Below are 7,832 nucleotides of genomic sequence, written 5' to 3'. Positions count from 1 at the left end.
CCACGTCCACGGCGCGGCGGTGGGCGACCCTGACCAGCCACGCCTCCACATTGGTCTCCTCCGGCAGGTCCGGCCAGGCCCGCAGCGCGGAGAGGAAAGTCTCGGACCAGGCGTCGTCGGCGTCGGGGCCGGGACCCAGGACCGCACGGCACACTCGCAGAACCGTCGGCCCGTGCCGGACCACCGCACCGTCGAAGGCTGCCCTCATAGATCAGATCCTCCCCTCGTCTCCGGCGCCACGTTCACACGCCCCTCCCACCGGTCTCGGGAGGTAGTCGCTCCGCGCGAGGGAAACGTGAGGTCGGCACAGCGCCCGAGCGACACGCGTGATCGCGGCAGACGTTCGTGATCGCGCACTGGTAGAGCTTTCCCTCGCCCGTCCAATGCTCGGTACTGTCGAGTGTCGGATATCTCCGGGCGGCGCGCCGCATCGGACTTGCGTGTGGAGGACAGCGAATGGTATCGATCTTCATCTCGGGCGGGGCGGCTGGGATCGGCCTGGCAACGGCGGAGCGATTCGGCCGCGAGGGATGGACTGTCGGGGTGTATGACGTCGACACCGACGCCCTGGCCGCGGTGCAGTCGAGTCATCCCGACTGGATCACCGGAGAGCTCGACGTCCGCGATATGCAGCAGTGGGAGAAGGCGCTGGAGGAGTTCACCTCGCACACCGGCGGGACGCTCGACGTCCTGGACAACAACGCGGGTGTTCTTGTCGCCGGCGACCTGTCGGAGATCTCGGCTGACGCGGTCAAGGCCCAGATCGACATCGATGTGTTGGGGGTGACGCTCGGCGCCAAAGCCGCGTTCCCGTACCTCAAGGCCACGCCGGGGTCGCACCTGGTCAACATCGCGTCCGCGTCGGCGATCTACGGTCAACCCGGGATCGCCACGTACAGCGCCGCCAAGTTCTACGTCGCCGGGCTGACCGAGGCGTTGGAGCTCGAGTGGGCACCGCACGGCGTGCGCGTGGTGGGGATCTGGCCGCTGTGGGCCAAGACCGCTCTCGCGGACCCCAAGGCCAAGACGACCAGGACGCTCGGCATCAAGATCACGCCCGAGCAGGTGGCGGACAAGGTCTGGCAGTCCGTCCACCCGACGACCCTTGACCGCCGCCTTCATCGCACGTCCTACTCCGTCGGCGAGCAGACGACCGTGCTCGCGAACATCTCTAAGTTCTCGCCCAATTTCGCGTCGCGTCTGGTCAACAAGGTCCTGGCCCAGTAGGGCCTCACCTCGAGCTGATCGTGGGGCACCCGCCCCGGTCGGCGGCGTCCGCAGTAATCGGTCCGCGCCGCGAGAACGTGAGGTCCTCGCGGTACCCGATCCCGCTCGGCACTCGCATACTTGTGTGACCTCACACTCTTTGGGAGTCACCATGCTCGGTTCCCGCACCCCACACCGCCTGCGTTCCCGATTTGCCGGCGCCCTCGTCGCCGGCGCGCTGGCCGTGCCCCTCGCCGCGGCGGTCACGACCACCACCGCCGCGCCCGCACTCGTCCCACAGGCCGCCGCCGGGCCGGTGGAGGACGCACTGACGGACCTCGTCGGGGACCTGGATCCCTCGGGCGAGCTCGGGCCCTACGTGACCGAGGCGCTCAACGGCATCAACGGACCCATCGGCGCCCCCGGCCCGCCAGCCGCGGTGGACACCCCGATCACCTGCCGACCGACCCCGGCCCACCCGCGGCCGGTGATTCTGGTGCACGGGACGTTCGACAACGGCCCCAACACCATGCCGCGACTGGGCGAGCCGCTGCGCAGGCAGGGGTTCTGTGTGATCGCACCGACCCTCGGCGCGTACGCGGGCAACCCGGCCCGGGGAGGTCTCGACTCGATCGTCGGTGCGTCCGGTCCGCAGCTCGCCGGGGTGATCGACCACGTGCGCGCGGTCACCGGCGCCGCGCAGGTCGACCTGGTGGGCTACTCGCAGGGCGCCTCGATCGCGGGGTACACCACCAAGGTGTTGCGCCCCGGCGCGGTGGGCCGGGTGGTCTCGGTGGGCGGGTACTGGGGCGCCGACAACAGTGGCCTGATCCCCCACCAGCTGCCACCGGGGGTCGCAGGCGCGGCGCTCTGGGCCGCCAACCTGCGGGGTCTGGCCGAACTGTCACCCGGCAGCCCCATGCTCACCGCGTGGTACGGGCTCGACCGCACCCCGTTCCTGCCCGGGGTCGCCTACACGCTCATCGCCACCGGCGGCGACCATCTCCTGCCACCGCAGCGGAGCTTCGTGCCGGGGCCCGGCGTGGGGTGGCGGGTTCCGGAGCAGGCCTGCGGCGGCGGCCCGACCTCCCACGGCGGGATGGCGCTCGACCCGCGGACCCACTCGATGGTCGCCCGGGCGCTCGGCGGCGCGGGCGCCTGCTGAGACATCCGGGGCCGGGCCGCACCGACACCAGGGCAGGGCGCCAGGGATGTAGTGCCCCAGACCGCGTTGCACGGGTCGACGAGAGCGAGGAAATTCGGTGACCACGCACAGTATCCGGCCCGCCAGGGAAAGTGATCTGGTCCCTGTGCAGGACATCGAGCGGTCGGCTGGCTCACCCTTTGCCGAGATCGGGATGACCGTGGTGGCCGAGGACGACCCGCCGTCGGTCAGCTCGCTACTGCAGTTCGTGCAGAACGGGCGGGCGTGGGTCAGCACCGTCGGGGCCGATCGGCCCGTGGCGTACCTGCTGGCGGATGTGATCGACGCCAATGCTCACCTCGACCAGGTCTCGGTGCACAGCGATTTCATGCACCGTGGGATCGGGACCGCTCTACTGAATCACATGATCGGTTGGGCGCGGGAGTGCGGCCTTCCCGCGGTCACTCTGACCACCTACACCGACGTCCCGTGGAACGGGCCATATTACGAGCGTCATGGGTTCCGGTACCTCGCCGAGAAAGAGGAGACCCCCGGCCTCAAGGAGATCAGAGCCGCAGAGATCGCCCGCGGCCTTGACCAGTGGCCGCGCGCCTGCATGCGCAGGGAACTGTGAGAAGGTCATGGCTCCTGCGACCGGGGACGCGCCGAAGAACCGGCCCTTGTCCCGGCCACGGACCTCACCGGCCGCGTACTCACCACGGCGGGTGATGATCGCGAACGTCTATTGACTTTCGTCGCCGTAGACCTTTGTAGGAAACGCCTTCCGCGTCGTTGGCGGACGTCTGTCGGGTTTCCCGGAGTAGGAGCGAACCACTCTAGCTTTGAGATTCGGCGCGTCTCCATCGCGCGCTTCGACCACCTCCCGGTCGAGGAACTCCCGCTTCGAGTCGGCCGTTCACTGCGCAGGCCAGACATTCGCTCGGACTCGGGGACGAGGCGGCCAGCGTCCCGTAGACCCCTGATAGGCGCTCGGGTTCTGGACGACACTCATGTGCTACATGAACCCGAGGCAAGCCCCATGGCTCGAGCTGCGGTAACCGCAGATCCGCTTCATGCCCGTCAGCTGTCGCGTCAGAGGATCGTCAAGTGAGACACCTGAACCAGTCGCTCCGGGAGTCTTGGTACGTCTTCTGGGAGGGGGGTGAGATCCCCTCGTTCGATCCTTACTGGTGTTCTGTTGGTATCTGAAACGTCCACCGAGAGATCAGTTCTGAATCCGGCCACGCTCGCGAGCCTGCGCACGCACCAGCTGTCGCAGCTGTGCACGGGCCTCGTCGTGGATCGTGGTTGAGGTGGTTGTCGCGGTCTGGATCGAGACGACCAGGCCGTAGCGAACGCTCTCGCCCTTGCGCAGCGTCTGGGCGTCACGCATGCACTCCACCTGGAGGGGGAGCGTCTCACTGGCGCCGAACACCATGGCGCGCTCGCCCTCGATGATTTCGTGCTGGCAGCTGCCCTTGCGAACGCTCCAATGGGTGGCCTCAGCACGGTCACCGGCGGTGATTGCACGGTCGGGGAGTTCAAAGTAAACCTTTGTGCCTCGGTAGCGGCTGAGGTTGCCCGCGGTGGGGGCCATGTAGGCCAGCGTAATGGTGATGCGGTGCCACTCGGGGCGTGCGCGCAGTGAGGATGGGAGGGGGACCCGGTAGGTGTGGCTTTGCTCCCGTTCGATGGAGCCGCCCGCGATGAGTGCGGCTCGGTTTGTCGCGGCATGTCCCAGCAGCGCAGGATCAAGGACGCCGTAGCCGAGCATGGCGGTCAGTTCTCGCCGCGCTCGTTGAGGATCCAGCGCCAAAGAGTCGCGCAAGTGACGCGCAGCAGGACCCCACGAGCTTGCGTGCACGAGCAGCGCGCGGACCAGCACCGGGTGGTAGAGCGCGTCGGGGAAGGCGGGATCGCCGGCCTCAGCGCCGGCCTCGAGCACGTCGAAGACGCCGCTGGCTTCGCGTGAGACCAGGGCGGCGGCGTTGCTGGTGCCGACAGTGAAGGCCGTCGCGGAAGTTGCCCCGCCACGTCCGGGCACCGCGACTCTCGTGCCGGGTCCGGTGGCATACGTGCGCAGGGGATTCAGGACTACCTCGTCTGCGTCTTCCCCGGACCCCACACTGGGGAGTAAGGGGCGCTCGTAGAGCGTCACTCCACCGGTGTGGTGCAGGTCGGGCTTAATCGAGCGGCCGACGCCGGGCCCGACTGCGCCGTAGAACGCAGGCGTGCCCGGCTCGTTCAGGTTCCAGGCCGTGTCGGGACGGTTGCCGGGCTGTGCTGCGCTTAAACCGGTGTGGTCGGGCCCTGAGGCGGGGACGTTAGAGCTGGCATCGGCATGCGTGGCGCCGACGGTGAGCGCGTTCATCGCATCGCCTGGAGGCAGGAGCCCACGCTTTCGGCTGTTTGCTCGAGCAGCGCGCAACGCAGCAACTCGCGCGGCGGTCAGCTGGTTGGCCTGCGAAGCGGGAATCGCCAGCGGAAGGGTGTGGTTGCCGGCGCTGACTATGAAGAGAAGGTTGTACTCCAGGGCGAGCCAGTCGAGTAGTCGCCCAGTTGGGCTCATTCGCCTAACCAGGGCGCGGGCCGGTGAGCCAATAGAAAGGTTGACGATGCGCACGCTCGGCGCGGTCGCATCACGGCCAGATTCTCCCTTGATCATGCGGCGAATAGCGCGGTGCAGCAGATCGGGCAGCAGGACGTTGTCGAGGACCTGCTCGGCTGCCGAGCTCAGGGGGTGGGGTTGGAGGATGGGGCGGACATACAGGGGCCTGTGTAGTGGATCCCCGCCGGCATCGAGGTCGCCGTGGATGATTAGCGAGGCCATGGCGGTGCCGTGATGGCGTGCTGAGACTGGATAGTTGACGCCCAGGCCGTCGGGGTCGTCGACGCTCAGCCGGCCAGCCAGGCGGTCGTGGTTGGCGAAGGGAAGCCCGTCGAGAAGAGCGATGCGAGGCAGCGCATCCGCAGGTCTGGCCGACACGACACTGCCGTCGCTGGAGTCGGTGTGGTCCGGGCCTGCGTCGTCTGAGTCGTCCTGAATATCGAGTTCGGGCTGGGTGACTGTCATCGGGGCGAACGGGGTGACGAACATGACCTCGTCGGTGGTCAGCAGATCGATGGCTTGAGATCCGCGCTCGAGTGCCTCTTCTACTTGCTGGACCGGCAGCTCAGCCAGTATGGCGTGGTAACCGATCTCGGCGATCTGAGCGCGGTGCAGGACCCGTCCGCCAGCCGCGGTTAGTACTTCTTCGACGTGTCCTTCAGCGTAGGTTCGATCCGGGGCTCCGCGACGGAACCACAACTCGACCTCGACGCGTACTGGACTGATCGATTGGCCGACGAGCTCCAGGTGCTCACGCCACTGTTCAAGCAGCCCTGTCTCTCGGACGCGGTCCTGCGGGCCCCACCTGCGGATGGCGCGTAGTTGGGCGAAGGCGTGCTTGAACTTGCCCAGTCCGTGCTTAAACGTGATGTCTGGGTCATCCAGCCAAGCCTCGAAAAGGGTGACCAGCTGGCCGGCAGCCTCGCTGTTGGACATCACCAGGTACAGCGAGCGTGAGACCTGGTCGTCGAGTTGGCCCTCGGTGGGAGAAAAGCTGGCGAAGTCCTCGTCGGGGTCGGTGTCTTCGTCGAGGAACTCGGAGAGGAACTCCAGGCCCTCAATCCGGTCGACGGCGTTGCGAAAGTCGGCGACCGATCCGGCGAGGTCGAAGACCAGTACCAGTTCAGGGTCGAGCTCGTCGGCGTCGTCGTCACTTAGATGGACGCGCCGCCTGTCGAAAGCCTCGACGAGGGCACGGAATTGCGGGGACAGCCTCTCGCCCTGGCGTGTAGCTCCGGGGCCTCGAACTACAGGTGGGACCGAGGGGGGCAGCTTGTGTCGGTCGCCCACAGTCGGCGCAGTCAGTGCCAGCAGGGTTCGCGAGTCGGAGCCGGGGGAGGGGCTGGATCCTTCGGCACCGGCGGTGGGTTGCTGACTCACCCGCTCGCCTGGTTGCGCCAGTGTTCGAGGCGTTCCCTCACGATCCGTTTGTGATCGGAGTCGGGAAGTTCGAGGACGGCGCGGCGGCGTACGTCGAGGGCGAACTCTTCCAGCTCTGCGTAGCTCGCGCCGGCGAGCTTGTCGGCCAGGGTGCGCGGGGCGAACCCAAGGTCGCCACCGAATCGAGCGGCGAGCCGTTCGAGGTAACGGGTGGCTTCGGCGCGACTGGGGGCATTGAGCTCGGCGCGAATCTGGAACCGGCGCCAGGCCGCTCGGTCGAGCAGTTCGCTGTGGTTGGTGGCTCCGATCAATATGACGTGGGCGGGCAGGCGGTCGACCTGCAGCAGCAGCGTGGAGACCACTCGCTTGATCTCGCCGGTCTCGTGCTCGTCCGAGCGTTCCTTGGCGACGGTGTCGAGTTCGTCGAAGAACAACACGCAGCGGCGGGTGCGGGCGAACTCGAAGGCGCTGTCGAGTCGTGCGGCGGTCTCACCGAGGAAACTCGAGACCACCCCCTCATAGCGCACCACATACAGCGGCAGCATCAACTCGGCTGCAATCGCCTCAGCGACGCTGGTCTTACCGTTGCCCGGGGGACCGGAGAGAAGCAGACGATTGCGTGCCTCGATGCCGTAGCTGCGTAGCAGCTCCGAGCGCCTCTGCTCCTCCACCAGCTCACCGATAACCCGCCTCGGCACGGGCCCGAGGTCGAGATCAGAGAGACGTCGTTCCGGGACGACCTCTTGGAGTAGGTCACGTACCGCGGAGGCGCGGTCGTCGCGAGCTCGCCCCTGGCCCGTGGTGGTGATGATCTCGGAGAGCCTATCGGCCAGCAGGTGGTGCTGGTTGGCCCGTTCCTCGGCAATGACCGCCTCGACCAGCACCTTGAACCGGTCCTTGTCCCCGCGTCGCTCAGCCTCGACGAGATCGAGCAGCAAGTCGGCTCGCGCCACGTCGGCCTCCCTAATGGACATATCAGACCCCCGGATAATACCGACCGCTCACACCTCACGCGGGCAAGACGGGCCGGGCGCTCCCATGGCGCGGTCGCAGGTCCCTCGCCTGCCTTGCGGGCCGTCCGGTGGCGACTCCGCCACGATCCACTCGAACCAGTGCAGACGAGCGAGCCTGCCTGCCTCTCACTTGTCAAGACGGAGCTCTTCGGCGACCTAAATTCGCTTGTGGCGACGCATCCGTTCGTGAGAGCCCCAATCAGTGCGGCCTCCGAGGAGCCCCTCGACAAGAACCTATCCGCCTCGGTCACGATCACACCCTGAGACCGCGTCGGCCTCGATGGCCCGGGGAGGGTCAGCCGCTGCCGCTGCTGCGACCCTCCACGCTCCGGCCGTCGCCGCCATGCCGCCGGACCAGGTCGACCGAATCCCGGAGCCCGAGACCCGAGTGCGCGACCCGGAGTCGGCGGACCGCGTCGACCTCACCGGACGAGGCCTGCACCGCCTCGGCGACCTCGCCCGCCCCGAGCTCGGAGGCGAT

Annotated in this window: 7 protein-coding genes; 3 read left to right on the top strand and 4 right to left on the bottom strand. The window is 67.6% G+C overall.

Annotation, left to right across the window (positions count from 1 at the left end; translation table 11 throughout):
• A partial coding sequence (locus tag G6022_RS13665) for a sigma-70 family RNA polymerase sigma factor (protein WP_182691776.1) occupies nucleotides 1–208 on the bottom strand: 208 nt, incomplete at its 3' end.
• A gap of 248 nt (nucleotides 209–456) precedes the next feature.
• On the opposite strand from G6022_RS13665, the gene G6022_RS13660 reads away from it, so the two are divergent.
• The 3 genes from G6022_RS13660 (at nucleotide 457) to G6022_RS13650 (ending at nucleotide 2,984) form a co-directional block, all read left to right on the top strand.
• On the top strand, nucleotides 457–1,227 hold the full coding sequence (locus G6022_RS13660) for an SDR family oxidoreductase (RefSeq protein ID WP_182638408.1): 771 nt from the start codon (nucleotides 457–459) through the stop codon (nucleotides 1,225–1,227).
• A 151-nt stretch (nucleotides 1,228–1,378) separates the two neighbouring features.
• The gene (locus tag G6022_RS13655) at nucleotides 1,379–2,371 is read left to right on the top strand and encodes an alpha/beta fold hydrolase (protein WP_241731220.1); all 993 of its coding nucleotides are present in this window, start codon (nucleotides 1,379–1,381) and stop codon (nucleotides 2,369–2,371) included.
• 97 nt (nucleotides 2,372–2,468) lie between these two features.
• Entirely contained in the window at nucleotides 2,469–2,984 is a 516-nt protein-coding gene (locus tag G6022_RS13650; protein WP_347237764.1) for a GNAT family N-acetyltransferase, read from the top strand.
• A 591-nt stretch (nucleotides 2,985–3,575) separates the two neighbouring features.
• Here the strand turns inward: G6022_RS13650 and G6022_RS13645 are convergent.
• The 3 genes from G6022_RS13645 to G6022_RS13635 form a co-directional block, all read right to left on the bottom strand.
• On the bottom strand, nucleotides 3,576–6,338 hold the full coding sequence (locus tag G6022_RS13645) for a S8 family peptidase (RefSeq protein ID WP_347237763.1): 2,763 nt from the start codon (nucleotides 6,336–6,338) through the stop codon (nucleotides 3,576–3,578).
• Nucleotides 6,335–7,291, bottom strand: a complete 957-nt coding sequence (locus G6022_RS13640; protein ID WP_182609850.1) for an AAA family ATPase — start codon at nucleotides 7,289–7,291, stop codon at nucleotides 6,335–6,337. Before G6022_RS13640 ends, G6022_RS13645 begins: the two co-directional genes overlap by 4 nt.
• A 355-nt stretch (nucleotides 7,292–7,646) precedes the next feature.
• Nucleotides 7,647–7,832 (bottom strand): hypothetical protein (locus G6022_RS13635; protein ID WP_182691774.1); only part of this gene is annotated, 186 nt, incomplete at its 5' end.

It is taken from the genome of Dietzia sp. Cai40, assembly GCF_014145165.1.
GTDB classification, from domain to species: domain Bacteria; phylum Actinomycetota; class Actinomycetes; order Mycobacteriales; family Mycobacteriaceae; genus Dietzia; species Dietzia natronolimnaea.
This window is presented reverse-complemented; position numbering and strand designations above follow the sequence as displayed.